Annotated in this window: 28 protein-coding genes; 6 read left to right on the top strand and 22 right to left on the bottom strand. The window is 65.6% G+C overall.

From position 1 onward, the window contains the following. The first annotated feature begins 182 nt into the window (after positions 1–182). Both JQ635_RS28405 and JQ635_RS28400 read left to right on the top strand, forming a co-directional pair. Complete coding sequence (locus tag JQ635_RS28405; RefSeq protein WP_211413069.1) at positions 183–1,478, top strand: O-acetylhomoserine aminocarboxypropyltransferase; 1,296 nt, start codon at positions 183–185, stop codon at positions 1,476–1,478. A gap of 4 nt (positions 1,479–1,482) precedes the next feature. Next, positions 1,483–2,265 carry an alpha/beta fold hydrolase gene (locus JQ635_RS28400; RefSeq protein WP_211413068.1) on the top strand — a complete coding sequence of 261 codons (783 nt, stop codon included), beginning with the start codon at positions 1,483–1,485 and terminating at the stop codon, positions 2,263–2,265. Positions 2,266–2,272: 7 nt separating this feature from the next. Here the strand turns inward: JQ635_RS28400 and JQ635_RS28395 are convergent, their stop codons facing one another. The 11 genes from JQ635_RS28395 to phnG all read right to left on the bottom strand — a co-directional run bounded on the left by JQ635_RS28395 (position 2,273) and on the right by phnG (position 10,876). Then, a complete protein-coding gene (locus JQ635_RS28395; RefSeq protein WP_211413067.1) occupies positions 2,273–3,226 on the bottom strand; it encodes an aliphatic sulfonate ABC transporter substrate-binding protein in 954 nt (317 codons plus the stop codon). 21 nt (positions 3,227–3,247) lie between these two features. Then, positions 3,248–3,469 (bottom strand): hypothetical protein, encoded by a 222-nt coding sequence (locus tag JQ635_RS28390; RefSeq protein ID WP_063693420.1) that lies wholly within the window; start codon positions 3,467–3,469, stop codon positions 3,248–3,250. A gap of 490 nt (positions 3,470–3,959) precedes the next feature. Further along, complete coding sequence (locus JQ635_RS28385; protein WP_211413066.1) at positions 3,960–4,571, bottom strand: pyridoxamine 5'-phosphate oxidase family protein; 612 nt, start codon at positions 4,569–4,571, stop codon at positions 3,960–3,962. A gap of 24 nt (positions 4,572–4,595) precedes the next feature. Next, entirely contained in the window at positions 4,596–5,192 is a 597-nt protein-coding gene (gene phnN, locus JQ635_RS28380) for a phosphonate metabolism protein/1,5-bisphosphokinase (PRPP-forming) PhnN (RefSeq protein WP_211413065.1), read from the bottom strand. After that, positions 5,189–6,346 carry an alpha-D-ribose 1-methylphosphonate 5-triphosphate diphosphatase gene (locus JQ635_RS28375; protein WP_211413064.1) on the bottom strand — a complete coding sequence of 386 codons (1,158 nt, stop codon included), beginning with the start codon at positions 6,344–6,346 and terminating at the stop codon, positions 5,189–5,191. Before JQ635_RS28375 ends, phnN begins: the two co-directional genes overlap by 4 nt. Positions 6,347–6,351: 5 nt before the next feature. Then, positions 6,352–7,050, bottom strand: coding sequence for a phosphonate C-P lyase system protein PhnL (phnL, locus tag JQ635_RS28370; RefSeq protein WP_211413063.1), 699 nt, complete (start codon positions 7,048–7,050; stop codon positions 6,352–6,354). Positions 7,051–7,058: 8 nt separating this feature from the next. Further along, complete coding sequence (phnK, locus tag JQ635_RS28365) at positions 7,059–7,856, bottom strand: phosphonate C-P lyase system protein PhnK (RefSeq protein WP_211413062.1); 798 nt, start codon at positions 7,854–7,856, stop codon at positions 7,059–7,061. Beyond that, positions 7,849–8,745: an alpha-D-ribose 1-methylphosphonate 5-phosphate C-P-lyase PhnJ gene (locus JQ635_RS28360; RefSeq protein WP_211413061.1), complete on the bottom strand. Its 897-nt coding sequence runs from the start codon at positions 8,743–8,745 to the stop codon at positions 7,849–7,851. Before JQ635_RS28360 ends, phnK begins: the two co-directional genes overlap by 8 nt. Continuing rightward, positions 8,742–9,845, bottom strand: coding sequence for a carbon-phosphorus lyase complex subunit PhnI (locus tag JQ635_RS28355; RefSeq protein WP_211413060.1), 1,104 nt, complete (start codon positions 9,843–9,845; stop codon positions 8,742–8,744). Before JQ635_RS28355 ends, JQ635_RS28360 begins: the two co-directional genes overlap by 4 nt. A gap of 4 nt (positions 9,846–9,849) precedes the next feature. Beyond that, on the bottom strand, positions 9,850–10,458 hold the full coding sequence (phnH, locus tag JQ635_RS28350) for a phosphonate C-P lyase system protein PhnH (RefSeq protein WP_211413059.1): 609 nt from the start codon (positions 10,456–10,458) through the stop codon (positions 9,850–9,852). Positions 10,459–10,462: 4 nt separating this feature from the next. Next, entirely contained in the window at positions 10,463–10,876 is a 414-nt protein-coding gene (gene phnG, locus JQ635_RS28345; RefSeq protein WP_246583834.1) for a phosphonate C-P lyase system protein PhnG, read from the bottom strand. A 171-nt stretch (positions 10,877–11,047) separates the two neighbouring features. Between phnG and phnF the strand changes: the two genes are divergently transcribed. Continuing rightward, on the top strand, positions 11,048–11,779 hold the full coding sequence (phnF, locus tag JQ635_RS28340; protein WP_211413057.1) for a phosphonate metabolism transcriptional regulator PhnF: 732 nt from the start codon (positions 11,048–11,050) through the stop codon (positions 11,777–11,779). A 200-nt stretch (positions 11,780–11,979) separates the two neighbouring features. Here the strand turns inward: phnF and phnE (JQ635_RS28335) are convergent, their stop codons facing one another. The 4 genes from phnE (JQ635_RS28335) to phnC all read right to left on the bottom strand — a co-directional run bounded on the left by phnE (JQ635_RS28335) (position 11,980) and on the right by phnC (position 15,597). Further along, positions 11,980–12,828 (bottom strand): phosphonate ABC transporter, permease protein PhnE, encoded by an 849-nt coding sequence (gene phnE, locus JQ635_RS28335; RefSeq protein ID WP_211413056.1) that lies wholly within the window; start codon positions 12,826–12,828, stop codon positions 11,980–11,982. Then, a complete protein-coding gene (phnE, locus tag JQ635_RS28330) occupies positions 12,825–13,709 on the bottom strand; it encodes a phosphonate ABC transporter, permease protein PhnE (RefSeq protein ID WP_211413055.1) in 885 nt (294 codons plus the stop codon). The genes phnE (JQ635_RS28335) and phnE (JQ635_RS28330) overlap by 4 nt, the downstream gene beginning before the upstream one ends. 79 nt (positions 13,710–13,788) lie before the next feature. Then, the gene (phnD, locus tag JQ635_RS28325; RefSeq protein ID WP_211413054.1) at positions 13,789–14,724 is read right to left on the bottom strand and encodes a phosphonate ABC transporter substrate-binding protein; all 936 of its coding nucleotides are present in this window, start codon (positions 14,722–14,724) and stop codon (positions 13,789–13,791) included. Positions 14,725–14,787: 63 nt separating this feature from the next. Next, the gene (gene phnC / locus JQ635_RS28320; protein WP_211413053.1) at positions 14,788–15,597 is read right to left on the bottom strand and encodes a phosphonate ABC transporter ATP-binding protein; all 810 of its coding nucleotides are present in this window, start codon (positions 15,595–15,597) and stop codon (positions 14,788–14,790) included. A 174-nt stretch (positions 15,598–15,771) separates the two neighbouring features. Here phnC and JQ635_RS28315 point away from each other — a divergent pair, with 174 nt between their 5' ends. The 3 genes from JQ635_RS28315 to JQ635_RS28305 are packed head-to-tail and all read left to right on the top strand — an operon-like array spanning position 15,772 to position 18,341. Then, positions 15,772–16,434 carry a chloramphenicol acetyltransferase gene (locus JQ635_RS28315; protein WP_211413052.1) on the top strand — a complete coding sequence of 221 codons (663 nt, stop codon included), beginning with the start codon at positions 15,772–15,774 and terminating at the stop codon, positions 16,432–16,434. Next, positions 16,431–17,624: an alpha-D-ribose 1-methylphosphonate 5-triphosphate diphosphatase gene (locus JQ635_RS28310; protein WP_211413051.1), complete on the top strand. Its 1,194-nt coding sequence runs from the start codon at positions 16,431–16,433 to the stop codon at positions 17,622–17,624. Before JQ635_RS28315 ends, JQ635_RS28310 begins: the two co-directional genes overlap by 4 nt. Before the next feature lie 18 nt (positions 17,625–17,642). Further along, complete coding sequence (locus JQ635_RS28305) at positions 17,643–18,341, top strand: DUF1045 domain-containing protein (protein ID WP_211413050.1); 699 nt, start codon at positions 17,643–17,645, stop codon at positions 18,339–18,341. 3 nt (positions 18,342–18,344) lie between these two features. Here the strand turns inward: JQ635_RS28305 and JQ635_RS28300 are convergent, their stop codons facing one another. The 7 genes from JQ635_RS28300 to JQ635_RS28270 form a co-directional block, all read right to left on the bottom strand. Next, positions 18,345–18,938 carry a hypothetical protein gene (locus JQ635_RS28300; RefSeq protein WP_211413102.1) on the bottom strand — a complete coding sequence of 198 codons (594 nt, stop codon included), beginning with the start codon at positions 18,936–18,938 and terminating at the stop codon, positions 18,345–18,347. 83 nt (positions 18,939–19,021) lie between these two features. Further along, a complete protein-coding gene (locus JQ635_RS28295) occupies positions 19,022–20,422 on the bottom strand; it encodes a selenium-binding family protein (RefSeq protein WP_211413049.1) in 1,401 nt (466 codons plus the stop codon). Between the two features lie 401 nt (positions 20,423–20,823). Then, on the bottom strand, positions 20,824–21,762 hold the full coding sequence (locus JQ635_RS28290; protein WP_211413048.1) for a dihydrodipicolinate synthase family protein: 939 nt from the start codon (positions 21,760–21,762) through the stop codon (positions 20,824–20,826). A 124-nt stretch (positions 21,763–21,886) separates the two neighbouring features. After that, a complete protein-coding gene (locus JQ635_RS28285) occupies positions 21,887–23,968 on the bottom strand; it encodes a methyl-accepting chemotaxis protein (RefSeq protein ID WP_211413047.1) in 2,082 nt (693 codons plus the stop codon). Between the two features lie 125 nt (positions 23,969–24,093). Further along, the gene (locus JQ635_RS28280; RefSeq protein ID WP_211413046.1) at positions 24,094–24,864 is read right to left on the bottom strand and encodes an enoyl-CoA hydratase; all 771 of its coding nucleotides are present in this window, start codon (positions 24,862–24,864) and stop codon (positions 24,094–24,096) included. An 11-nt stretch (positions 24,865–24,875) separates the two neighbouring features. Further along, the gene (locus JQ635_RS28275) at positions 24,876–25,337 is read right to left on the bottom strand and encodes a MarR family winged helix-turn-helix transcriptional regulator (RefSeq protein ID WP_211413045.1); all 462 of its coding nucleotides are present in this window, start codon (positions 25,335–25,337) and stop codon (positions 24,876–24,878) included. Between the two features lie 44 nt (positions 25,338–25,381). Next, positions 25,382–26,056 carry a TetR/AcrR family transcriptional regulator gene (locus JQ635_RS28270; RefSeq protein WP_349631888.1) on the bottom strand — a complete coding sequence of 225 codons (675 nt, stop codon included), beginning with the start codon at positions 26,054–26,056 and terminating at the stop codon, positions 25,382–25,384. Between the last annotated feature and the right edge of the window lie 82 nt (positions 26,057–26,138).

The raw sequence follows: 26,138 nt of genomic DNA, 5'->3' as shown, positions 1-26,138 counted from the left end.
CACCCCAACCCTCTCAGCGCGAGCGAAGCTCGTCGCGGCCCCGCATCCGCCTTCGCCAAGGCTTCGGCGGACAAGAGCGGGGCGAGGGAGCGCACTGCCGTTGCGGCGCTGTCAATGGCTGACTTGGTCCTCCGTTTTATGGCACAAGGGCCACCCTTACCGACCGACCAACGAGGCCACGCATGCCCGCGCCAAAGCCGCCTGCCTTCGAGACCCTGAGCCTGCATGCGGGCCAGCATCCGGATCCCACGACCGGTGCCCGTGCGGTGCCGATTTACCAGACCACGTCCTACGTGTTCCAGGATTCCGATCACGCCGCCGCGCTGTTCAACCTGGAGCGCGCCGGCCACATCTATACGCGCATCTCCAATCCGACCACCGGCGTGCTGGAGGAGCGGCTTGCGGCGCTGGAAGGCGGTGTCGGCGCGATCTGCACGGCGAGCGGCCAGGCGGCGATGCACCTGGCCATCGCCACGCTGCTGAGCGCCGGCGACCACATCGTGGCGTCGAGCTCGCTCTATGGCGGCACCATCAATCTGCTGGCCCATACGCTGCCGCGCTTCGGCATCACCACGACGTTCGTGAAGCCGCGCGATCTCGATGCGTTCCGCGCGGCGATCAAGCCGAACACGAGGCTCGTGATCGGCGAGACCATCGGCAACCCCGGCCTTGAGGTGCTCGACATCCCCAAGGTCGCTGCGATCGCGCATGAGGCAAAGATTCCCCTGCTGATCGACAACACCTTTGCCACGCCCTACCTCAGCCGCCCGATCGAGCTTGGCGCTGACATCGTCATGCATTCGGCGACCAAATGGATCGGCGGCCACGGCATCGCGATCGGCGGCGCCATCGTCGATGGCGGCCGGTTCGACTGGCGCGCATCGGGCAAGTTCGGCGTGCTGACCGAGCCCTATGGCGGCTATCACGGTATCGTCTTCGACGAGCAGTTCGGCACCGCCGCTTTCATCATGCGCGCGCGCACCGAGGGCCTGCGCGATTTCGGCGCCTGTCTGTCGCCAACCAACGCGTTCCAGCTCCTGCAAGGCGTGGAGACGCTGGGCGTGCGCATGGACCGCCACATGCAGAACACGCATCTGGTGCTGGAGGCGCTGAAGTCCAACAAGGCCGTCGACTGGGTGCTGCATCCCTCGCTCGAGGACCACACGGACTACCAGCTTGCAAAGCAGTTGCTGCCGCGCGGCGCTGGCTCGATCGTGTCCTTCGGTATCAAGGGCGGCCGGCCCGCGGGCCGCAAGTTCATCGAATCACTGCGCATGATCAGCCATCTCGCCAATGTCGGCGATGCCAAGACGCTGGTGATCCACCCCGCCTCGACCACGCATCAGCAGATGGACGCCGAGCAGCTCAAGGCCGCCGGCGTCGGCGAGGAGCTGGTGCGGCTCTCGGTCGGCATCGAGACCGCCTCCGACATCATCGACGACCTCAACCAAGCGCTGCGCATCTCGCAAAAGGCCTGACACCATGAAGCTTTCCGTCAACGGCGCCGAGGTATTTGCCGCAACCGGCGGCCGCGATTTCGACAAGTCCCTGCCTACCGTGGTCTTCATCCATGGCGCCGGCTTCGATCATTCGACCTGGGCGCTGCACACGCGCTGGTTCGCCCATCACGGTTTTGGCGTGCTGGCGCCCGACCTGCCCGGCCACGGCCGCTCGGCGGGACCCTCGCTCTCGACCATCGCTGACATGGCCGACTGGACGGCGGCGCTGCTCGATGCCGCCGGCGCCGCGGAGGCGCATCTGATCGGCCACTCCATGGGATCGCTGATCTCGCTGGAGACGGCGGCGCGTCATCCCGACAAGGTGTCGGCGCTGAGCCTGATCGGCACTGCCGCGACCATGACGGTCGGCCCCGATCTGCTCAAGGCCGCCGAAGCCAACTCGCAGGATGCCAACGACATGGTGTCGATCTGGGGTCTCGGCTTCAACGCGGAACTCGGCGGCAGCCTCGCGCCGGGCCTGTGGATGCATGGCGGCGCGCAGGCGGTGCTGAAGGCATGCGAGCCGGGCGTGCTGTTTAGGGATTTGTCAGCCTGCAATGCCTACGCGAATGCGCTTGCCGCCGCGGCAAGCGTCAAGGTGCCGACGACGCTCATTCTCGGCGAGCGAGACATGATGACGCCGGCGAAGGCGGGCAAGGCGCTTGCAGCCGCGATCCCACACGCCAAGACCGTCGTGGTGCCGGGCGCCGGCCACATGATCATGGCCGAACGCCCGGACGAGTTGCTGGCGGCACTGAAGGGCTAGGCGCCGCTCAGGAGCCTGGCGTCCATTTCCAGACGATGTCGGAGACGTTGACCGGCTTCGGGATCAGGCCAAGCTTTGCAAAACGGTCGGCGACCGCCTGCTGGCTTGCGACAATTTCGGCATCCAGCGGCACGACGCGGAAGTTGGAGCGATCCACGAAACGCCTGACGGCCTCGATGTCGACGCCGGTCGCGTCTGCCTGCGCCTTGGCGACGTCCTCGTGGTGCTGGTTGGCCCAGATGCCTTCGGACGCGAAGGTCGTGTTGAGCTTCGCGACGAGCGACGGATACTTATCCACGAAGTCGGTGTTGGCGATGTAGAACGCGTTCGGCTTGTGCACGTCCTTGTCGAAGGCGATGACGCGCGCGCTCTCCTTCAATTCGGCGAGCGCGAGATACGGGTCCCAGATCGACCAGGCGTCGACCGAGCCCTTGACGAAGGCGGCCGTCGCATCCGCGGGCGCGAGCGGCGCCGGCGTGATGTCGGACCAGGACAGGCCAGCCTTTTCGAGCGCCGCGACGAGGAGATTATGCGCGCTCGATCCCTTGCCGAAGGCGACGCGCTTGCCCTTGAGATCGGCGAGCGTCTTGATGGCTGAGTCCTTCGGCACGATGATCGCCTGCGTGTTGCCTTCCGACTTCACCGCAGCGACGTAGCGGATCTTGGCGCCGCCGGCCTGCGCGAAGATCGGCGGGGAGTCGCCGACATAGCCGAAATCGACGCTACCGACATTGATCGCCTCCAGCAGCGGCGGACCGAACTGGAAATCGACCCACTTGATCTCGATGCCGAGCGGCTTGAAGGCATTTTCGAGCGTCTGACGCTGGCGCACCGCCGGGAAGAAACCGCCCTTCTGCGTGCCGATGCGGATTTCCGCCGGCTTGTCCTCGGCGCGCGCGGGGGGCGCAAGAGCCGTCGCAAGCAACAGGGCCGTTGCGAGAATGTGTCGTCGGGTGATCATAACGCGGTCCTTTCGGTGGGATCAGTTGGCGAAGAGTTGCGAGCTTGCGCGACGGCTCCGCTCGGAGAACACGGCGCGGGCGGCGCGCTCGGCCTCGCGGGCCGAACGGAACTGGCGGCCTTCGAGGCTGTCGAACAGGCGCTCGGAGGAGAAGAAGCGGAAGCCGCGCTCATCTCTCGTGATGATGCCGGCGGCGCGGTCGTGGATCTCGATGATGTAGGCGTTGGACTGGGTCTGGGACATGACTGCTCGTTCGCCGAAGTGTCGGCGTTCCTGTCTTGAGATTGTGCTGTGAGGTGTTGCTAAGAGGCGGTCAGCAACAACAACAGGCGCCCGTGGCCGCCGAGAAACAGCGCCGCGTCATGCATGCTTGCATGTCGTTCTGATTGCGCTGGCGATCGGTTCTCATGGTGCGGCTTCGGCTCGGGGAGCAGTCTCTACGCTCCGAATATCGAGCGAACGGCGCGATCGGTCAATGAAATGGCTATCCATATTTGCGGCGCGCGCGCTGGCGCGCTTCTCCCGCCGCAAGCACCGGCAGACGGATTCATCTCGCGATGAGTTCAACACGCGAACGGCGGAGCCGTAGGGTGGGCAAAGCGGAAGCGTGCCCACCATTTCTATCGTGGTGTTGGATAGGTGGTGGGCACGGCGCAAGTGCGCCTTTGCCCACCCTACGATTCTGGACTCGGGGAGAGATACCCTCTCTCACACGGGGAGAGGGTAAGAAAGATCACCACATCGTGGCCGCAGCCCGTTCCGGCCAGATGCGGTCGTACTCCGCGCCGCCGACCTTGTTCTGGCTCATCTCGGCGAGGATCTGCCCCGGCGTCGGCAGCGTCTTCGGATCGACGCGCTTGTCGGGATTCCAGAGATCGGAGCGGACGATGGCGCGGGCGCATTGGAAGTAGATTTCTTCCACCTTCATCACCATCACGCTGCGCGGCGCCTTGCCCTCGACCTTGAACGAAGCCAGCAGCTCTGGATCGATGGACAGATGCGCGCGCCCATTGGCGCGGACGGCGTTACCGGAGCCGGGGATCAGGAACATCAGCGACACCCGGGGGTCACGCACGATGTTGCGCAGCGAATCGACCCGGTTGTTGCCGCGCCGGTCCGGCAGCATCAGCGTCTTGGGATCATGGATGCGGACGAAGCCGGGCAGATCGCCGCGCGGCGAGCAGTCGATGCCCTCGGGCCCGATGGTGGCGAGCGCGGCGAACGGCGCCTTCTCGATGAAGATGCGGTAGAGCGGCGTGACATGGTCGGCGACTTTCACGGTCGAGGCGTCCCCAACGGCGCCGTAGATGGCTTCAAGCTGCTCGACCGTTTCGATCACCGTCATTCCACTCTCTCCATGTTGCGCCAGCTATTCGTGCCAGCCTTCATTCCTGATCACGCGAACGAGCTGGCGGCTGTGATACTCGGCGCTGCCGGCGTTGAGGATGGTGACGTCGGCGTTGGCCGACGCGCTATCGACGCTGCGCGACAGCCGCTCGGCGATGTTACCATCGCTGTGCCGGGCGCGAGCCGCGAGCCGCTGTGCCAGCACATCCGGCGGCGCGGTGATCGCGACCACCACGACGTTGGTGTAGGCTTGGCGCAGCGCGGCGATCACGGTGCGCGAGACATTGGCGACGACGGCGCGGCCAGCGCGGATGTCGTCGTTGATCTCGAGCGGCAGCGCATAGGAATGCCCATGCGCCTCCCAGTGTACGGCGAAATCGCCATGCTCGCGCGCCCGGCGGAATTCGTCGGGGCTCACCGCGATATTGTCTTCATCGGCCGATGACGCACGCGTCACGACACGGCGCGGGAAGACGATATCGAGATCGTCGCTGCAGGCCGCCTGCGCCAGCCGCAGCAGAGTATCCTTGCCGGCGCCGCTGGGGCCGACCACGAGCACGAGCCGGCCGGGGCCAATCGCCCCCGCCTCGCCCTGCGCCGTGGTCGCCATCTCGCTCATGCGACCCGGCTTCCCTCGCGCCAGACGCTGCGGACCACCGGAACGCTGCCGGCAACATGCACGCGGATCAGGTCGGCGCGCTTGCCGGTCGCGACCTCGCCGCGATCGATGAGGCCGACGGCCTCTGCGGGCGCCTTGGTCACGGTGCGAACCGCCGCCGGAAGGCTGATCGCCGGCACATGCTCCGGCAGTTGCAGCGCGGCCATCAGGAGGCTCGACGGAATGTAGTCCGACGACAGGATGTCGAGCAGGCCTTCGCGGGCGAGATCGACCGCGGCGATGTTGCCGGAATGCGAGCCGCCGCGCACGACGTTCGGCGCGCCCATGAGGATGTCAATGCCGGCCTGGTGCAGGCCGCGCGCTGCCTCCAGCGTGGTCGGGAATTCCGCCACCGACACCCGATCGCGCACGGCATCCGCGACGTTCTCCTCGGTGGTGTCGTCGTGGCTGGCGAGCGGAATCTTGTACTGATGCGCCAGCGCCACGATCTCGCGCATGTTGGCCGCGGCATATTTCTGCTGATACTCGAAGCGCTTTGCGAACAGCTCGTCGAGCTCGGCATCGGTCTTGCCGCCGTTCTTGCCACGGTAGTAATCGCGGAGCTTGCCTTCGTCGCGGAACTGGCGCTGGCCCGGCGTGTGGTCCATCAACGACATCAGCTTGACGTCGGGACGGTCGATCAGCTCCCTGGCCTCCTCGACCACGCTCGGCATCGGGATTTCGCAGCGCAGATGCAGGAAGTGGTCGGCACGCAGCAGGCTGGCCTCGCGCGCGGTGGTGATCGCGGCGGCGAGCACGCCGGCGCGGCCATCGACCTCCTCGGCGCCGTCCTCGCGCCAGACCCGGAGCGAGTCGAACACGGTGGTGATGCCTGATGTGGCGAGCTGGCCGTCATAGGAGATGACGGCCGCGACCGGATTCCAGAACACCTTTGGCCGGGGAACGTAGTGCGCTTCGAGATGATCGGTGTGGAGCTCGATCAGGCCGGGCATAATCAAATCGCCGCCGGCATCCTCGGCGCCCGCAGGCGCAGTCCCATCGCCGATCTCGGCAATGCGTCCGTCGGCAAGGGCGAGCCAGCCCTGCTCGATCACCCGGTCAGCCAGCACGATCCTGGCGTTGGCGATCACTGTGTCCTTCGGCTTCATTTCCATGTCCTTCAGGCCGCGGCGGCAAAGCTGGTGACGTCAACGATACGGTCGGCAATCAGATGACGGATTTCGTCGTCATGGACAATGGCGACCATGGCAACGCCCTGGCGCTTTTTCTCCGCGACCAGCTCGACCACGACGGCCCGGTTGGCGGCATCGAGCGAGGCGGTCGGCTCATCAAGCAGCAGGATCGGCAGATCCGAGATGAAGCCGCGCGCGATGTTGACGCGCTGCTGTTCGCCACCGGAAAAGGTCGCAGGCGGGAGCTGCCAGAGTCTTTCGGGGATGTTGAGACGATGCAGCAGCTCGCCGGCGCGGGCCTGCGCATCGGCGCGGCTCATGCCGTTCACGATCAGCGGCTCGGCGACGACGTCGATGGTCGCAACCCGCGGCACGGCCCGCAGGAACTGGCTGACATAGCCGATGGTGGCGCGGCGGATATTGAGAACCTGCCGCGGCTCGGCGGTGGCGAGATCGATCAGCGTACCACGATGGCGGATGCCGATGCGGCCGCTGTCGCAGCGGTAATTGCCAAAAATCATCTTCAGGATCGACGATTTGCCTGCGCCCGACGGCCCCGACAGCACGACGCATTCGCCGGGATTGACGTGGAAGGTCACGCCGCTGACGACCGGCAATTCGATGCCGCCCTGCAGGTGCATCGTGAACGTCTTTTGCGCATCGGCGATATCGATCATGGCGGTCATTGGAAAACTCATGGTGGCAGAATCGAGGAGACGAGGAGTTGCGTATAGGGCTCGCGGGGATCATCGAGCACCTGGTCGGTGAGACCGGTCTCGATGACGCGGCCGCCCTTCATCACCATCACGCGGTGCGACAGCAGGCGTGCGACCGCGAGATCGTGGGTGACGATGACGACGGCGAGGTGCAGCTCGGCGACGAGGCTGCGCAAGAGGTCGAGCAGGCGCGCCTGCACGGAGACGTCGAGGCCACCGGTCGGCTCGTCCATGAACACCAGCCGCGGCTCGGTGACGAGGTTGCGGGCGATCTGAAGACGCTGGCGCATGCCGCCGGAATAGGTGCGCGGCGTATCGTCGATGCGCGCTGTGTCGATCTCGACGCGGGTGAGCCAGTCGGACGCGGTGTCGCGGATGCGGCCGTAGTGATTCCAGCCCACCGCCATCAGCCGCTCGCCGACATTGGCGCCGGCCGACACCGCCATGCGCAGCCCCTGCGCGGGATCCTGGTGCACAAAACCCCAATCGGTGCGGAACAGGAAGCGACGCTCGGCTTCGCCCAGTGTCGCGAGATCGCGGGTGATGCCGTCGCGCATCCGGTAGGAGACGTGGCCTGAGCTGGCTGCGAGCTGGCCCGACAGCATCTGCAGCAGCGTCGACTTGCCCGAGCCGGATTCGCCGACGATCGCCAGCACTTCGCCCGGATAGAGCGAGAACGACGCGTCGCGGCAGGCGGCGATGCGCCCGAACGACTTGCTGAGAGATTTTGCGACCAGCAGCGGCTCGTCGTTCTCGACCAGATTCTGATCAGCCATTCGAGGCCTCCTGCGCCTTCTCCTTGTACGGCGCGGCACTGAGGCTGCCGTGATGGCCGGCGGCCTGACGGCCTTCGCAATAATCGGTGTCCGAGCAGACGAACATGCGGCCGCCCTTGTCGTCGGTCACGATCTCGTCGAGGTAGGAATTCTCCGCCGCACAGAGCGCGCAAGGCGCGTTGAAGCGGTAGGGCTCGAACGGATGATCCTCGAAATCGAGCGAGACCACCTGGGTGTAAGGCGGGATCGCGTAGATGCGCTTCTCACGGCCGGCGCCGAACAATTGCAGCGCCGGGCAATTGTCCATCTTGGGATTGTCGAATTTCGGCGTCGGCGACGGGTCCATCACGTAGCGCGCGTTGACCTTCACCGGATAGGCGTAGGCGGTGGCGATGTGGCCGAAGCGGGCGATGTCCTCATAGAGCTTCACATGCATCAGGCCGTATTCGGCGAGCGCATGCATGCGCCGCGTCTCGGTCTCGCGCGGCTCGAGGAAACGCAGGGGCTCCGGGATCGGCACCTGGTAGACCAGCACCTGGTTCGCGTGCAGCGATGTCTCCGGGATGCGATGGCGGGTCTGGATCACCGTTGCCTCGTCCGTCGCCGTCGTCGTGGCAACGCCGGCGGTCTTGGCGAAGAACTTGCGGATCGAGATCGCATTGGTGGTGTCGTCAGAACCCTGGTCGATCACCTTCAGCACGTCCTGGGGCCCGAGGATCGCGGCGGTGACCTGCACGCCGCCGGTGCCCCAGCCATAGGGCATCGGCATTTCACGGCTGGCGAACGGGACCTGATAGCCGGGGATCGCGATCGCTTTCAGGATCGCGCGGCGGATCATCCGCTTGGTCTGTTCGTCGAGATAGGCAAAGTTGTAGGCGGGCGCGTTCATTCCGCGGCCTCCTTCATGGCGTCGGGCGTGTTGGCCTCGGCAAACTCCTTGCGCAGCTTGCGCAGCAGGCCGAGCTCGGACTGGAAGTCGACATAGTGCGGCAGCTTCAGGTGCTCGACGAAGCCGGTCGCCTGGACGTTGTCCGAATGCGACATCACGAATTCCTCGTCTTGCGCCGGGGCGAGCGCCTCCTCGCCGAGCTCGCGGGCGCGCAGCGCGCGATCGACCAGCGCCATCGACATGGTCTTGCGCTCGCTCTGGCCGAAGGCGAGGCCATAGCCGCGGGTGAAGCACGGCGCTTCCGTCGCAGAGCCCTTGAACTGGTTCACCATCTGGCACTCGGTGAGCTCGATCGCGCCGAGCGGCACGGCGAAGCCGACGTCCTCGGCTGCGAATTCGACCTCGACCTCGCCGAAACGGATCTCGCCGACGAAGGGATGGTTGCGGCCATAGCCGCGCTGGGTGGAGTAGCCCATCGCGAGCAGAAAGCCTTCATCGCCGCGCGCGAGGTTTTGCAGGCGCAGGTCGCGGTCGGCCGGAAAATTCAGCGGCTCGCGGGTGAGATCGCCGACGCTGGCGCCCTCTTCGGCCTCAGGCGAGGATTCGATCAGCCCGTCGCGGCCCAGAATGTCGGTGACGCGCGGTGTGGGCGCCGTCGAAGCTTCGGTCGTCGCCGGTGCCTCCGGCACAAAGCCTTCAGCGAGCGAGGGATCGAGCAGGCGATGGGTGTAGTCGAAGGTCGGCCCGAGGATCTGGCCGCCGGGAATGTCCTTGAACGTCGCGGACACCCGCCGCTGCACCCGCATCGCGCCGGTGTCGACCGGCTCGCTGGTGCCGAAACGCGGCAGGGTGGCGCGGAAGGCGCGGACCAGGAAGATCGCCTCGATCAGGTCGCCGCGCGCCTGCTTGATCGCGAGCGCCGCGAGCTCGCGGTCATAGAGCGAGCCTTCGCTCATGACGCGATCGACGGCCAGCCCAAGCTGCTCCGAGATCTGGTCGAGGGAGATTTCCGTAATGCCTTGATCGCCGCGCCGCTTATGTGCGAGCAGGCGATGGGCGTTCTCGATGGCGCGTTCGCCGCCTTTGACTGCGACATACATGCTTCTAGCTTCCCTTGCTCACGACGCGCGTGGTGCGCGGGATCGCAACCACGGCATCATCGGCGACCAGCACCACGTCGATGCCGCGCGGAAACAGCGCCTCGTTGAAACGCAGCCGCTCGAACAGGTCGAAAGGCTTGATCGACGCCTGCAGCGTCGCGACGCCATCGATGCCGGGGCCGCGCAGTTCGAAGCTGCGCCCCGAGTTGAGGCTGTCGACCTGAATGATCACCGTGGTCGAGCGGTCCGGATACTCGCTCGTGCCGAGCGCAAAGTGGTCCAGCGGCGGAAGCAAGGCGCCGTCCCGAATCAGCGCGAAGCTTGCGATCGAGGAATCCTGCACCACCGGCGCGCCGGTGTGGAACTTGAGCCACTTCGTCACATCCAAGCTTTCCGCCATCCGCGCGTCGAGCCAGAGCGGCGTGTCGTGATCAAACAGCGTCAGCGCGATCGCCGCAGTGCCGCGCATCATCATGCCGGGCGCCCCCGCCATCGGCACGATGCGCTGGACCGAGCCCGGCCGCGCCATCGCGTCCATGACCGAGCGAAAGGTCGATTGCGCCGACAAGACCTTGTCGGCGAAACCCGGCGGCAGTTCCGCAATCGTGGTCATGATCTCACCCCTCACCGCGCACCATGGTGTAGAAATCAACCTTCGTCGCGGCGGTCTCTTCCGCCGCCCGCTTCCGCCTGACCATAAGCTGCTCGCGCAACGGTGCGATTACATCGCGCTCGAGGGCCGCCCCGAAATCACGCGACTGCACCAGCGCGTCGCACAGTGCGATCAGCCGGGCCTTCTCGCCATCGCGCCCGAGCGTGTAGCCGAAGCCGACCTCGCCGCTGGCGAGTCTCACCGCCGCGCGCGACACCGTGGCTTCGCCGAGGTTGAACGGCGCACCGTCGCCGCCGACCCGGCTGCGCAGCATCACGAGGCCGCTCTCCGGCGCACGCAGATCCTGATGAGCCGGCAGAGCGAGATCGCGGAGGCGAGCGGCGATCTCGCCCGCCTCCGCGTGCGCCAGCACGGCCATCGCGGCCTTGCGCTGGGCTTGCTGATTGTTTTGCTGCGTCACCCTGTCCACCGAACTTTTCTACAGAACTTGCCGAATCCAAGTTGTCTATGATACTAGACAACTTCATACGGACGCGCCATGACTGTTTCGTGACAAAGATGTGATTTCCGGGCTAGGCTGACCGACGACATGAGCATGCAGGACACAGCCTCTTCGGGCGTCGCTCTGTGGCGCCTCGTTGCCGACGGCATCGAGCGCGGCATTGCCGACGGCCGCTTCGCCGCGGGCGACAAGCTGCCGGGCGAGATGGAGATCGCCGAAACCTACCGCGTGAACCGCCACACCGTGCGCCGTGCGCTGGCCGCCCTCGCCGAGCGCGGCCTCGTGCGCGCCGAGCGCGGCAGCGGAACCTATGTCGAGGCGCAGAAGCTCGCCTATCCCTTGCGCTCGCGCACGCGCTTCTCCGAGATCGTCGGCGCTGAGGGCCGCGAGCCGCATGGCCGGCTGATCGAGGCATCCGAAGATTCAGCGACGCGTGAACTCGCGCGGGAGCTGGGACTGAAAACCGGCGCGCCCTTGGTGCGGATCGAGGCGATCCGCCTCGCCGACCGCACGCCGATCTGCGTTTCCACCACCTGGCTGTCGGCGGACCTGTTTCCGGGCGCTGGCGAAGTGTTCGCCGCAACGCGCTCGATGACGAAGCTGCTCGAACATTACGGCGTCCGCGACTATCGCCGCGGCGCGACCCGGATCACCGCCGGCATCGTCGATGCCACCGACGCCGCACGTCTCGATCTGCCGCTGGGGCGGCCGATCCTAGTGGTCGACGCCACCGACCACGATCTCGCCGGCAAGCCGCTGGTGACGAAGCATTCGCGCTTCGCCGCGGAGCGGGTGGAGTTTCTGGTGGAGAACGGGTGAACGCTTCGCCACGCGGCGCGCTGTCTTCCCCTCTCCCCTTGTGGAAGAGGGTGGCTCGCCGCGCAGCGGCGAGACGGGTGAGGGGTATGTTTCCGCAAACGCTGATCTGAGTCTGGGGAGACATACCCCTCATCCGGCGCTTCGCGCCACCTTCTCCCACAAGGGGAGAAGGGAAGTGGCGTTCGCGTTGACGCCTGCGACTACGCCACAGCCCTTCGCCCGATGATCGCAAACCGCAGCTTGCCCGAGATGAAATCGATCGCGGCGACCGCGACCAGAATCATCAAAATCAGGAACGACACCTTCTGCCATTCCAGCACGCGGATCTGCTCGGCGAGCTGGAGGCCGATGCCGCCGGCGCCGACGATGCCGATGATGGTGGCCGACCGCGTGTTGGATTCGATGAAATACAGCACCTGGCCGGCGATCACGGGCAGGACCTGGGGCAACAGGCCGAAGCGGATCTCGTGCAGCGCGCTGCCGCCGGAGGCGCGGATGCCTTCGACCTGCTTCTGGTCGGCCCCCTCGATCGCCTCCGAGAACAGCTTTCCGAACGCACCGAAATCCGACACGGCAATGGCGAGCACGCCGGCGAACGGGCCGAGGCCTACGACGTTGATCCAGACCAGCGCCCAGATCAGCGTGTCCACGCCGCGGATCGAATCGAGGAAGCGACGGATCGGGAAGCGCAGAATGTTGGACGGCACGATGTTGCGCGCCGCCAGCAGGCTCACCGGCAGTGCAAACACCGCCGCCAGCGTGGTGCCGAGCAGCGCGATCGAGAGCGTCTCGCCGAGCGCCTTTAGATAGATCGGCAAGGACGAGCCGGGATCCGGCGGGATCATCATCAGGCCGATCCAGCCGAGCTGGCTGAGGCCGGCGAAGAAGCGCGACGGCGAGAAATCGAGATCGACGAGGCCGTAAATGAGGATCGCGAACGCCACGACGATCATCGCCGGCATCGCGAGCCGTGCCGAGGCCGGCTGGTCGAACACGTCGGGGTAGCGCGCGCGAAGCTCTTGCGTGTCGACCTGCTGCGGCTTCGTCACGTCCGCGCCTCCTTGCCGAACAGGCGGCCGCGCAGCCAGCCGGTGGTGATGTCGATGATGAAGACCGTGACGATGATAGTGAGCAGGATGGCGCTGACGTCGGAGTAGTAGAACTTGCGGATGGCGACGACGAGCTCCTGGCCGATGCCGCCGGCGCCGACAAAACCCATCACGGAGGCTTCGCGGACATTGATCTCGAAGCGCAGCAGAGCATAGCTGGCATAGCCGGCCGTGACCTGCGGCACGATGGCGAAGCGCATGCAAGACAGCCAGCTCGCTCCGGTCGAGCGGATGCCCTCGACCGGCTTCATGTCGGCATTCTCGACGATCTCCGAGAACAGTTTTCCCAGGGCGCCGGTGGAGTGGATCGCAATCGCCAGCACGCCCGCCATTGGCCCCAGGCCGAAGGCAATCACGAAGACCAGCGCGAAGACGATGCCGGGGACGGTGCGGGCGAATTCGAGCAGCCGCCGCACAACGAAGCGTAGCCAGGGCGCGGGCGAAGTGTTCTCGGCCGCGAAGAAGTTGAGGGCGAAGGCGAGGGTCGCGCCGATCAACGTGCCGACATAGCTGATGAGCAGGGTCTCACCCAGCATCTTCAGCCATTTGCGCCAGCCCCAGAGCCACTCGCCGACATCGGTCCAGACCCGCTGGCCGCTGTCGAGCGTGAGGATGCGGTCGAAATAGCTGATGAAGTTGCCGAAATAGGTGAACAGCGTGCGCAAATTCACTTCGGCGCCGATCGCAGCGAGAACCAGCGCTGCGGCAAAGCCCGCGGCTCCCAACAGCAGACGTAGCCGCCGGCGCGCAACCGCTTGACTATAAGCGGCGTTGAGCGCGGCAAGCTGCTGCTCGGGGAGGATCGAAACCGCGACGGTCATCTGGTCAGGGCGAGTGGTGGCTCAGAAAAGAGAAAGAGCCGGGTCCATCGACCCGGCTCAAGTAGCTCGTCCCGAAAACTCAGGACGCCTTCTTCTTACGCAGCGCATCGACGAACTTGATCAGCTCGATCGTGCCATCCCAGTCCTTGGTGGTGGCGGGATGAAAACCCTTCTTCTGGCCGTCGGAGAGACGGTCGAACGCGGCCTTGTCCTTGGCCGGCGCGTCGAAGAACGCCTTGGCGATGGCGGCCTTGGCGTTTTCCGGCAGGTCCGAGTTGTAGGCATAGGGACCGTTGATGATCGGCGCCGACTTGTGGATGATGCGGAAATCGTCCTTCTTCATCGCCGAGCCGTCGGCGTTCTTCAGCATGCCCTTGGTCAGCATCTGAGCCAGCGTGGAATCGTCATCGCTGGTCCACTGGTTGGCGGCAACGTCGACCGTGCCCTGCGCCAGCGCCAGCATCGCGTTCTCGTGGCTGCCGGTGAAGACGACCTTGCTGAAATAGGTATCGGCATCCGGGATGCCCATCTTGTCGAGCTCGAAGCGCGGCACGTTGTTGCCCGAGGTCGAGTTCGGATCGACCAGGCCGAGGTTCTTGCCCTTGAGATCATCGACCTTCTTATAGGCGCTGCTCGCCTTGACGAAGAACACAGAATAATAGCCGGTCGAGCCGTCGGCGTTGATGTCGTTGGCGAAGGCGTCGGTCTTGACGCCGGTCAGGCGGGCGCGGGCGAACGAGGCCGAGCCGTAGCTGGCGATGTGGATGTTGCCGGCCCGCTGGCCTTCGATAACGGCGGCATAGTCGTTGGCGATGCGCAGCGTCACCTTCACGCCGAGTTCCTTGGAGAGATAGCTCACGAACGGCGCCCAGCGCTCGGTGACGCCGGAGGCGTTCTCGGCCGGGACGACCGCGAAGGTCAGCTCGGGATATTTTGCTTTCCAGTCGTCAGCCGAAGCGGAAGCCGTAAACGCGAGTGCGGCGGCGCCGGCAAGAATGAGTCTGCGAGTGATCATGATACCCTCTTCATCGGTTGGGGTCGGTTGACGCAAAACTGGCAACAAAAGATGTGGCGCGGCTCAGGCGGCCGCGGCGGTTCCGAGCGCCGGCACGCCCTCGGGCGCGGGGACAGGCACGCCACCCATGACGTCGGCAGCCTCGAGATCGTAGAGCTCGCGCGCGACGTGATCGGTCAGCGCGGACGGCGCGCCGTCGAACACCACGCGGCCGGCGGCCATGCCGATCAGGCGGTCGCAATAGCTGCGGGCGAGATCGAGCGAATGCAGATTGCAGAGCACGGTGATGCCGAAGTGCTTGTTGATGCGCAGCAGCGCATCCATCACGATCTTGGTGTTGCGCGGATCGAGCGAGGCGATCGGCTCGTCGGCGAGGATGATGTCGGGCTGTTGCACCAGCGCGCGGGCGATCGCGACGCGCTGCTGCTGACCGCCGGAGAGCTGGTCGGCGCGCTGGGCCGCGAGCGAAGCAATGTCGAACTGCTCGAGCGCGGACATCGCCAGCGCCTTGTCCTGCTCGGGCCAGATCTGCGACAGCGAGCGCCAGGCTGGCATCGTCGCGAGGCGCCCCATCAGGACGTTGGTGAGAACGTCGAGCCGGCCGACCAGGTTGAACTGCTGGAAGATCATCGCCGAGCGGGCGCGCCACTGCCGCAGCTCCTTGCCGCGCAGCGCGGTGACGTCGATGCCGTCGAACAGGATGCGCCCCTCAGTCGGCGTCACCAGGCGATTGATGGTCCGGAGCAGCGTCGACTTGCCGGCGCCGGATCGTCCGATCACACCGACGAAGCCGCCGGGGGAGATTTGAAACGAAGCGTCGTCCACCGCGGCTTTTGCGCCAAAGCGGCACGTCAGACCTTCAACCACCAGCATGCAGGGCTCCAGAGTAGCTGGGACCCACCGCTAACGCCGGCGCTTAACACTTGTGTGACACGCGCATTGCGGTGCGGCGATCCTACACACCTCGTCCCCTGTCATCGTCATGTCATGACATTGTCACCAAGCCACTCGAAGAGGAACGCCCGCCCTCGAACGTTCGGACGCAACATGGCCGGCAAGGTGCTCTCGGTCCAACCGACCATCGACGCTTCCGCGAAGCTCCATGAGACCAGGCTCGGCGCCTACACCGAGGTCGGCGCGCGGACGATTCTGCACGAGGTCACGATGGGCGATTACTCCTATGTCGTGAACGACGCCCAGATCACCTACACCACGATCGGAAAGTTCTGCTCGATTGCGGCGATGACGCGGATCAATCCCGGCAATCATCCGATGCACCGCGCGACGCAGGCGCATTTCACCTATCGCTCCAGCGCCTACTTCCCGGGCGAAAGCGACGACACCGAGTTCTTCGACTGGCGGCGCCAGCATCATGTTCATATCGGCCACGACGTCTGGATCGGTCATGGCGCCATCGTGCTGCCGGGCCGCAACATCGGCACCGGTGCGGTGATCGCGGCCGGCGCCATCGTCACCAAGGACGTGCCGGCCTACACCATCGTCGCCGGCAATCCGGCGCGGATCGTGCGGCGGCGGTTCTCGGAGGAGATCGCCGGACGACTTGCAAGGCTCGCCTGGTGGGACTGGGATCACGACAAATTGCGTGAAGCCCTGCCCCATTTCCGCAAGCTCGGGATTGAAGATTTCCTCGCCACGTATGAAGCACGGGCAGGCTCCCATCGCAGCAGCAAGAAAAGCGCAATCGCGTGACAGACATTTTCCTTGAAGGCGGCCGGGCCCTGATCGGCACCGAACTCGCTGAAACGTCGCTGGCAGTGTCCGGACCTGATATCGCGGACGTAGAGGCGTCTCGCGGCCGGGCGCGGCTCGCGATCGATGCGCGCAACTTGCTGGTGCTGCCCGGCATCGTCGATCTGCACGGCGATGCGTTCGAGCGGCAGATGATGCCGCGCGCCGGGGTCGACTTCCCGATCGACGTCGCGCTCGCCGACAGCGACCGTCAGGCCATCAGCAACGGCATCACCACCGTGTTTCACGCCACGACCTGCTCGTGGGAGCCGGGCCTGCGCAGCGCCGACAACGCGCGCGGCCTGATGGAGGCGATCGAACGGCAGCGCCCGCAATTCGCCGCCGACACCCGCTTCCATCTGCGGCACGAGACCTACAATCTCGACGCGGAGGCAGAGATCAGTCAGTGGCTCAGCGAGGGCCGCGTCGATCTGTTCGCCTTCAACGACCACATGGACGGCGTCGTGGCGGACATCTCCAATCCGCGCAAGCGCAACCGCATGGTGGAGCGCACCGGGCTGTCGAGCGAGGCGTTCGACCGGCTGGTCGAGCGCGTGGTCGCACGGGCCGCCGAGGTGCCGGCCTCGGTTTCGAGGCTCGCCGCCGCAGCCCGCGGAGCCGAAGTGCGCATGCTCTCGCATGACGATGCGACGCCGGCGATGCGCCAGGAGTTTCGCGAGCTGGGCGCGATGATCGCGGAATTCCCGATCAACGAGGAGACGGCGCGCGCAGCGGCAAGCCACGGCGATGCCATCGTCTACGGCGCGCCGAACGTCGTGCGCGGCGGCAGCCACACCGGCTGGACCAGAGCGTCCGACATGATCGCAAAAGGGCTCTGCTCGGTGCTGGCGTCAGATTACTACTATCCCGCACAGCTGCTCGCCGCGTTCCGCCTCGCCGCCGACGGCATGCTGCCGCTGACGAAGGCCTGGGATCTGGTCTCGGCCGGCCCCGCACGCGCGACGGGCCTCTCCGATCGCGGTCAGCTCGCACAAGGACTCCGCGCTGATATCCTGCTCGTCGACGACAGCGCGCCATTGCGGCCACGGCTCGTCGCGGTGATCTCAGGCGGAAAGCTCGTGCATCTCACCGATGCGACGCGGCTGCTCGCAGCGTTGGCTGCGCCGCGCGAGGCTGTCGCGGCGGCATAAATTGGTTATGCTCGGGCAATGACAGGTTTTCCCCGCTACGCGATCTATTTTGCCGCAGGCGCCGACAGCGCTCTCTCCCGCTTCGGCGCCGAACTGCTCGGCTACGACGCCCACACCGGCGACGAGCTGCCGTTTCCGCGCGAGGCGCTGCAAATTGCACCGGACTGGCGCGACGTCAGCGCCGATCCCCGCAAATACGGCTTTCACGCCACGCTGAAGGCGCCCATGACGCTGGCGTCCGACAAGACCGAAGCCGAGCTGATGGCCGCCTGCGCGGCCTTCGCCGACAAGGCACAGTCCGTTCCGGTGATCCGCCCCATCGTTGATGCCATCAGCGGCTTCATCGCCGTCATTCCGGCCGAGCCGGTCGAAGCGCTCCAACAACTGGCCGCCGATAGTGTCCGCGATTTCGACGCCTTCCGCGCGCCGCTGACGGCGGAAGACCGCGCGCGGCGCAAGCCTGAAAAGCTCAGCGAGCGGCAGCGCGACTATCTCGACCGCTGGGGCTACCCTTACGTGATGGAAGAATTCCGCTTCCACATGACGCTGACGGGGCGGCTCGATGCGGAGCGGCGCGGGCCGATTATCGAGATGCTGCGGGGGCGGTTTGCGGCGCTGAAGCTCGATGCGCTGACCGTCGACCGCATCGCGCTGTTCAAGCAGGATGATGCCAGGGCGCGCTTTCGCATCATCGGCGAGTGGGCTTTGAAGCGGTAGACTTCAGCGCCAGCTCGCGAGATTGAAGGCGAGCGCCACCGCGCCAACCAGAATGAGGCTGGCCGCCCAGACTGCATCGAGATTGAACCAGCTTCGCGAGACGAACCTCAATCCGAGATGGCGGTAAACCAGCCACGCCAGACATCCGCCGGCGCCGACCATGGCGGTCACGTGCACCAGGGACACCAGCACCGCCATCCCGAGACTTGCCTTCATCAGCGCGCCCGCCGCCTCATGGCCGGCATCGAGCTCGAAGGCCTGGCAGAGCCCGAGATAGATCGGCACGAGCATCAGGGCGGCGCCGTGAGCAATGGCGACGGCAAATGACCAAAGCGCCAATTGCGTCGGCGGAATTCGTGCCAGCGTGCGCGGATGACGCCGGTCGATCAGCCGATAGACGCCAAAGCCGATGACGAGAAGGCTCGCGCTGAGCTGGATCGGACGCTGCCACTCGGCCAGCACGAGCAGGAAGGCGAATGGCAGCAGCACGAGAAATGTTGCCAGGAGATGCCCGGCCGCCAGGGCCCACAACGCGCGAAAGAGCGCGCGTGGGTTCTTGTCCAGGAGCCCGGCGGAAACGGCGAGCGGCCATCCCATTCCCGGATTGACGCCGTGGTAGAGACCGCTCGCAACAAGCGCGAGCCAGAGCCAGCCAAGCGCCGGGCTCGCATGCGTCCCGTCTAGACCGACGGGTAACAAAAGGAGTCCGTCGAACAGTCGCCGCCCTCGAGCCTGATCTGGTGCGCACGATATCCGTCGGGGAAGCTCACAAAATAGTTCTTATCGAGCTCCAGGCCGCCGTTGCGACCGACATTGGCCATGACCTCCACGCCCGGAACACCGTCGGGATAGAACTGATCGTCCCAGGTCGAATACAGCGAATTGGTCCAGTACACGCGCCGGCCGTCGCGGCTGATCTCGACCATCTGCGGACCTGCCGCAAATGCCTTGCCGTTCGGATGGGGCGTGCGGCGCGCGATGCCGCCGATATGGACGGAGCCCGCAAGCTTCGGTTTGCGCGGATCGCTGACGTCGTACTGGCGCATTTCACCCGTGCCCCAGCACGAGACATAGAGAAACCGGTCGTCCATCGACAGGTCGATGTCCGTCACCAGCGGCGGCACGGCGCCAAATCCCTGCAGCAGCGGCGGCAGCTTCTCCTTGGGCGCGGGTTCGGGAGGGATCGTCGCCGTCTTCTCGGCATGGAATTTTCCGCCCTCCCGCCACCAGGTCCAGATCGATGCTTCGAGGTTGGTGGTGTCAACCACGACGCCGACGAAGCCGTACTCGCGAACCGGATCGTGCGCCGGCCGCACCTCCAGCGCCATCTGATGATTGGCGCCGAGATCGATCGTTTGCACGTTGCGCCGGGCACGGAGATCCCAGAAGTGGAGACGATGACCATATTTGTTCGACAGCAAATCCTCCGGGACGATCCCGTTCTCGAACTGCGGCGGCAACGCCCATTCGCTGGTCACCATATAGTCGCGCGGCAGATTCCACCAGAAATCATAGTGCAACGTCTGCGGGCCGCGGTCGATCTCCCATCGTCCAAGCACCTCGAACGTCTCGCAATCCATGATGAAGACGCCCGGAGGCCCATTGGTGCCGTCTTTGCCGCCGCCGCCCAGCGTGCTCACATAGATGCCGTCCGGCCCGCAATGGATGGTATGCGGCCGCGAGTAACCGGTCTTCTTGAAGACCTCCTCCGGTTCGATGATCTTGTGGATCTTGGCCTTGGTCGGATCCGGCTTGGTATCGATGATGTAGATCCGCGACGAGCGCAGCCCGGGGATGATGAGGTAGCGCCGCTCGATGAAGGCGTGCCCGGCGAGCGGCGACAGGGCGGAGGAGCAGGCATTCCAGCCGAAGTGATGAAACTCATCGCCCTTGTTGGGCATCGTCACGGTGTGAACGATCTGGCTATAGCTCGGCGATCCCGGCTTGACGTCGATGACCGCGAGAGCATCCGGCTTTGAGAAATCCGGACTGAGCAGCAAGGTGTAGGCAAAGTTCTCCGCAGGAGCTTCCATCGCAAGCTTGGGCGATGCGTGAAAGGTGGGATCCGGCCTCATCGTCATGGCACTGCCTCCCTGTTCTGTCGGTTCGCTCCAACCTGGCTCGGGATAGCGGCGTAATGAAGAAATGTTACGCGATGTCTTGAAATGCTCCGCAGGGCCGGTTGGCGAGCGTACAATATGCCATCGCGGAGCTGCGGGAAACAGCCCGGGCCGCGCTAATTCGACGCCTTCAGGCGAAATGGAATCCGATGGATCAGGCGGGGCGCGCACCTCACACTCAGCGTCGTCCCGGCCTAGTGCGCAATTGCGCACGGGGGCCGGGACCCATAACCCCAGGGAGTGGTTATGGAGCAGGCTGATAACTCCAAATCTTCGCCAAACCCGATCCTGTGGTTATGGGTCCCGGATCTGCGCGCGCTTGAGGCGCGCTTGTCCGGGACGACACTGAATGTTTGGCGCCGCTACTTCGCCCACCGCAGCGCCAGCGCATCGCGCTCCTTGGCGAGCTCCAAGAGCCCGGCGCGCGTCGCCGGGTGCAGCGGCTGCAGCGGATGGCGCACCGCCTCCGACTTGATCACGCCGCCGGCCTGCATCATCACCTTGCAGGCGATCAGGCCGCATTGGCGGTTCTCGTAGTTGATCAGCGGCAGCCAGCGTTCATAGGCCGCCTTGGCCTTTTCGCGGTCGCCGGCGAAATAGGGATCGATGATCTGGCGGATGCCGTCGGGATAGCCGCCACCGGTCATGGCGCCGGTGGCGCCGGCGTCGAGATCGGCGAGCAGCGTGATCGCCTCCTCGCCGTCCCAGGGGCCCTCGATGTCCTTGCCACCGGCCTCGATCAGGCTGCGGAGCTTTGAGGCGGCGCCGGGAACCTCGATCTTGAAATAGCGGATGTTGGAGAATTCGCGCGACAGCCGCGCCAGCAGCTCGACCGACAGCGGCGTGCCGGCGACCGGCGCATCCTGGATCATGATAGGAATGTTGATCGCGCCCGAGAGCACCTTGAAGAATTCGACGATGCCCTTCTCCGGGACCCGGAAGGTCGCGCCGTGGTAGGGCGGCATCACCATCACCATGGCGGCGCCGGCGGCTTCGGCCTGCTTGCTGCGCGCGGCGCAGACGGCGGAGCTGAAATGGGTGGTGGTGACGATGACGGGAACCCGGCCCGCGACATGTTCCAGCACCGTATGCATCACGGTTTCGCGCTCGGCGTCCGTGAGCACGAACTGCTCGGAGAAGTTGGCGAGAATGCAGATTCCGTGTGAGCCGGCATCGATCATGAAGTCGATGCAGCGGCGCTGGCCCTCGAGGTCGAGCTCGCCGCGCTCGTCGAAGATGGTGGGCGCGACCGGGAAGACGCCGCGATAGGGGCGCTGGGCCTTGTGTGGGGTGACCGGCATCGAACTCTCCATCCCTGATGTGTCTTAAGTCTATGGCCGCATACGGGGCGCGGCGGCACACATGTACCCGCCACGCGGACCGGCGGCAATGCCTGCGCGACGTCAGGATGGAGGATGAGCGAAGTTATGCGGTCTTCACGGCTCCCAGGAAGCCTTCAACTGCGACGCGCAGACGATCGGCATCAGCCGACATCTTCTTCACGGATTCCGACAGCACCGTGCCGGCATTGCCGGTCTCCTGGTTGAGTCTCGCGACGCTGCCGATGGTGTCGGTGACCTCGCGGGTGCCTTGCGCGGCCTGCTGGAAGTTGCGCGAGATCTCGGTGGTGGCCGCGCGCTGCTGCTCGACCGCGGCGGCAATCGCCGTCATCTTCTCGTCAATGCCGCTGATGGCGCCGCCGATCGAGCGGATGGCGGTCACAGCCTGACCGGTCGCGCCCTGGATCTCCTCGACCTGGCGGGAGATCTCCTCGGTGGCCGTCGCCGTCTGCGCGGCGAGGCTCTTGACCTCGCCGGCGACCACGGCGAAGCCGCGGCCAGCCTCGCCCGCGCGCGCGGCCTCGATGGTGGCGTTCAGCGCCAGCAAATTGGTCTGGCCGGCGATGGCGTGGATCATCTTCACGACTTCGCTGATGCGGCTCGCGGTCTGGTCGAGGATCTCGACCGTCGCATTGGTCTGCTCGGCCTGCGCCACCGCCTCGCGGGCCTCGCGCGCGCTCGACTGCACCTGCGCGGAAATCTCGCCGACGGACGCCGAGAGCTCCTCGGTCGCGGCCGCGATGGTCTCGAGATTGTTGGTGGCCTGCTCGGCGGCGGAGGACACCGCCGCGGTCTGGCTGCTCGACTCCGCAACCAGCGAGCGCACGCCGGTTGCCGTCGCATCGAGCTCCTTTGTCGACGCCGCAACGCTGTGAATGACAGCCTGCACGGTGTCGTCGAAGCTGCGGCACGCCGCATCCACCGTGCCGGAGCGGGCGAGCTGCAGCGCCTGCTGCGATTCGCGTTCCTGGCCGAGACGCTCCGCGGTCGCCGCGCTCTCCCGCAGGCTTTCGAGCGCTGCGGCCATGGTGCCGAACTCGTCGGGATACTTCGATTGCGGAACCGGCGTCGCGTAGTCGCGCGCTCCGATCCGCGCGATGGCATCGAGGATGGCGCGCACCGGGCGCATCAGGCGGCTGCGCACCACATAGACGCCGGCCAGGGTCACCGCGAGCGCCAGCAGGAACGCGAGCGATTGCACCACGAGATTGGTGAGCGCCTTGGCCTGGATCGTCTCCGCGCGCGCGATCGACTGGTCGAGGGCCTTGTTCGCAATCCCGACAATGAGCGGGAACGGCGACTGGCAAAACGCATTCCACTCAGCAGCGGGCATCGCGGGCTTGCCGCTGCCGTCGAAATTCCTGGTGAGATCGCCGATCTGCTTCAGGGCGCCGTCGGTCTTGGCCTTCGCGTCCGACGCTGCCGTCACCAGCTCCGCCGTCACGTCGGGCGCAGCCAGCAACTCCGCCATGCCCGCCCAGCCGGAGGTGATCGTGCCATCCCATTGCGCCAGTGACCGCTTCTGGGCGTCGTCGAGCGGCTTGCTGCTGTTGACGTTGGAGCGAAGCGACGAGCAATGGATGCCATAGCGGTCGCGCACCTGCCAGGCGAAGCGGCGGACCTGGATCATGCGGGCGATATAGGGATCGTTCATCCAGGCGCGGTTCGACACCGCGGTGGAGGCGAGGTTCGCGGTGTCGATGACCTTGGTGACGGCATCGTACCAGGAATTGGTCCGCTCGATCTTGCGCTCGGCGCGTGGACGCTTGGCTTCGTCGTGGAACAGCTGGAACTGCGGCGCGGCGTCGTTCCAGCGCTGCTTCAGCGTGCTGGCGAGCTCATCGCGGCGCGCGAAATCGACGGTCGCGAGCGCGGCGTTGATGCCGTCATAGCCGGCCTGCTCGGCTTTCTCGGCTTCGGCGAGCTTTGCCTTGGGATCGTCCTCGCCAAGGATGGCGCTCTGGGCGTCGCCGCGATTGTTGCGTAGCGCGAGCACGCCATGGAAGATCGCCTTGTCGGCAGCGGCAAGGCGGGCCGTTTCCAGGCTGTCGCTGTAGCGGCCGAAGGCGCCGACCATCTGGATCGCGGTGCTGGTGAGCGCACCGGCAGCCAAGAGCGCCATCAGCACGAGGAGCAGCGTGCTTACCGATTTCTTAAGAATTGCCATGAGCCAGGGGCCTATTCGTCAATAGCGGCCACCTTGCATCGCGACATGCCAATGTTTCGTTAAGGTTGTAGTCAAATGCCGGCTTTCCGGCCTGCCGCATCTGCGCCAGGCCGGGCCAGAGCTCGTTACGCGAGTTTCGTGAAATCCGGCGGACGGCGCTCGGCAAACGCCGTGAACGCCTCGCGCGCCTCGGCGGTGCGCAGACGCTGCGCGAACTGCTCGCCTTCCGCCTGCATCTGCGCGACCAGCGCCTCGCCGTTGCGCATCAGCTTCTTTGTGGCAGTGAGCGCGCCGGCCGGCTGGCGGGCGAGCCGCTGTGCGAGCGCAAGTGCATCGGCGTCGAGCCTGTCGAGCGGGACGACGCGGTTGGCGAGGCCCCAGTCCAGCGCGGATTTGGCCGGCACGGTCTCGCCGAGCGCGAACATCTCGTAGGCGCGCGCATAGCCGATGCGCGCGGGCATCAGCAGGCTGGACGCCGCCTCCGGCACCAGCGCAAGGCTGACGAACGGCGTCGACAATTGCGCGTTGTCAGCGAGCACGACGAGGTCGCAATGCAGCAGCATCGTGGTGCCGACGCCGACGGCGCGGCCCTGCACGGCGGCGACCAGCGGCCGGGTGCAGCGCGCCAGCGACTGGATGAAGCGGATGACGTTGCGACTGCCTTCCGACTTGCCGGATGCGACGGCTGCGAATTCGCCGACATCGTTGCCGGCCGTGAACATGTCGCCCTCGCCGCGGATCAGGATCACGCGGGCGGATGGATCGAATTCGGCGGATTCGATGGTGTCGGCAAGCTTGCCGTACATCGCATCGGTCAGCGCGTTCTTCTTGTCGGGGCGCGCCAGCGTGAGGGTGAGAACGCCGTTGTTGTTCTCAACTCGCACATGCTCGGTCATGGGTCTCTCCTCTAGTCCTCTGGATCTCTTGAAGTATCTCTTGGAAACTTGTCCTGAATGCTCGTCAGCCAGCGTGCGACGATGTCGATCTCCGTAGCTGTAAATCCTTCCGTCAGCGCGGCGTTGATCTCGGCGGCTTCCGTTTTCACCTGCGCCAGCACGGTGCGCCCTTTCGGCGTCAGCCACACGCGCCAAGCCCGCCCATCATCGCGATCGGCCCGCCGCTCGACCAGTTTTGCAGCAGCACTGCGGTCGACGAGGCCGGAAATGCCGGCCGGCCCCATGTCGAGCGCCGCACCCGCCTCGCCCATCAGGACGCCGTCCTGCTTGCCGAGGATGAACAACAGCCCCGCCTGCGCCGGCGTCACTTCATTCTGTGGCTGCGCTGCCATCCAGCGCTGCAAGCGCCGTTGCGCGACGCTCAGAAGGTAGATCAGCCGGTGATGCCTCGCCGCGGCGTCTTTATTTCGCATGCGAAGTATTTAATCGAGGCGCTGAAGATTGTCAAACGGGGCCGTCAGGGCGATTTGGCGCGGCAGCCGTCGAGGAACAGGGCCGCGCAGGTCTGCACCCGGCGCTCGATCTGCTTGCGTGACGGCAGAGGCACGCCGCCATAGATCGCCGCGCGCTGCGGCGCCGATGCGACCATACCGATCAGCATGCCCGCGGCTTCCTCCGCGTCGTCGATCACGATGCGCTTGCGCCTGACCTGGACGCGCAGCCAGCCGGCGAGTGCCGTCACGGTGCGGGAGATGCCGTTCTTGTAGAAGTTCGCGGCAAGCTCAGGGAATGCGGCGGATTCCTGCAGCACCATGCGCTGCAACGCCACGACCTCCGGATCGAGCGCGAGATCGGCGCAGGCGAGCAGCGCGGCGCGCAAGCCGGTTTCGATGTCGACATCATCGCTTCCTTGCAGATCCACGGCGGAGAGCAACTGCTCGAGCCGGTCGGCGCACATCGCCTCGAACAAAGCGGCCTTGCCGGGGAACAGACGATAAAGAGTCTTGGTCGAGATGCCGGCGCGACGCGCCAGCTCTTCGGTACTGGTCGCGGCGTAGCCGTCGCCGGCAAAGGCGTGCCGCGCGGTGTCGAAGACGATCCGCCTGGTCTCGTCCTCGCTACGGACCGGTGGCCGCCCGCGCGGACGAACTTCACTGTCCGATTTTGCCTGAGCCAAGTTTTTCTGAGCCATGCTTTTAAATGACGCCTGTCATTCCATTGACAATTCCAAAGCTAGTCTCATTTTGGAAATTATCAAGTTTCCTAATTCAGGG

This window comes from Bradyrhizobium iriomotense (genome assembly GCF_018130765.1).
Lineage (GTDB): Bacteria > Pseudomonadota > Alphaproteobacteria > Rhizobiales > Xanthobacteraceae > Bradyrhizobium > Bradyrhizobium iriomotense_A.
Note: the sequence above shows the minus strand (reverse complement) of the source record. Positions and strands in the feature narration are given on the sequence as shown.